Here is a 1,266-nt window from a genome sequence, read left to right as displayed (position 1 = left end):
GGTCCTCGTCGGCCTCCACCACGGCGAGCTCGGCGGTGAGGCGCTCGCGCAGCAGCCGGGCGCAGCGGCGTTCGGCGTCGCTGTCGGCGCCGGGCGCAGACTCGGCGGTGTCGAGGCGCGTGAGGGTCTCGCGGATGAGCTCGGCCAGGGCCGCACGGCCCGCCGGGGAGAAGTCCGGGAGCTTGCTCGAACTCGCGGCGACACCGAGGTAGGTGCCTGTGATCGGGTCGAGGGCGATGAGGTCGTCGACGTACGCGTCGGCCACCTGGCGGGGCAGCCGAGGTGCACTGCCGTTGTGGAGGGTCTCTGACATGCGGACATCTTCGTATGCGAGACGGGTTCCCGTCATCACCGATTGCTGCCGGTCTGCTGACGCGGGCCGGAGCGGGGTCGGTGACCTGTGCGAAAGATCCTCAACTACCCTGTGGCGTACGGGAATTCATGCCTCCGGGGCGAAGGCCGCCGGGGACGGGACGCGCGCAGCTTGGCCGGATCCCGCCGGAACCGCCGCTCCGGCCGGGACCGGTACCCGGTCAGGGCCCGGTCCGGCCGGATCGTTCAGTGGCGGCGGCGCGGAGCCGACTGCTCGTGCGGGACCTCGAGGGGCAGCTCGCGGGGCAGCTCGTACGGCAGGCGGGAGCTGACCCGGGCCGCGTCCAGCCGGGCCGTGATCACCAGGGTGCCCTCCTCGATCTGGTAGTCGAGGGGGAGGCCGAGGCCCCGCATGGCGGCGACCATGCCGGTGTTGGCGGCCTGGGTGACGGCGTACACGCTGTCGCACCGGGCCTCGACGGCCATCGCGATGAGCCGGCGCAGCAGCTCGGAACCGATGCCGCGGCGCTGCCAGTCGTCCTCGATGAGCAGGGCGACCTCGGTCTCGTCGCCGTCCCACAGCAGGTGGCCGAGGGCGACGAGCTTGCCGGAGGCGGTGGTCGCGGCGAGGGTGCGGCCGAAGCGGGGGCTCAGCAGGTGCCCGAGGTAGCGGTCGGCGTCGTTGACGGGGCCGTGGTAGCGCAGCGACAGGGTGCGCTCGGAGCAGCGGTCGTGCATGGCGCGGGCCGCCGGCAGGTCGGAGCCGTCGGCACGGCGCACGGTGATCTCGTTGCCCTCGGGCAGGGTCAGCACGTCCTGGCTGCGCGGGACGCGGGGGCCGAGCCGGGCGTCGAGCTCGACGAGGGCGCGGGCCCGGGCGAACTCGGTGGGGGTGAAGGGCAGGTAGGGCCGCTCCACGGTGATCGTTCCGCCGTTCGGATCGCGCAGCCGTAT

General features: G+C 73.5%; 2 protein-coding genes. Both read right to left on the bottom strand.

Annotation, left to right across the window (positions count from 1 at the left end):
- A partial coding sequence (locus tag ACWGIU_RS38080) for a DUF885 family protein (protein ID WP_453712695.1) occupies positions 1-313 on the bottom strand: 313 nt, incomplete at its 3' end.
- Positions 314-558: 245 nt separating this feature from the next.
- On the bottom strand, positions 559-1,266 hold a 708-nt coding region (locus tag ACWGIU_RS38075; RefSeq protein ID WP_453712693.1), incomplete at its 5' end, for an N-acetyltransferase family protein.

This window comes from Streptomyces sp. NPDC054840 (assembly GCF_053611065.1).
The sequence above is the reverse complement of the archived record's forward strand: the minus strand, read 5'-3'. Positions and strand labels throughout refer to the sequence as shown.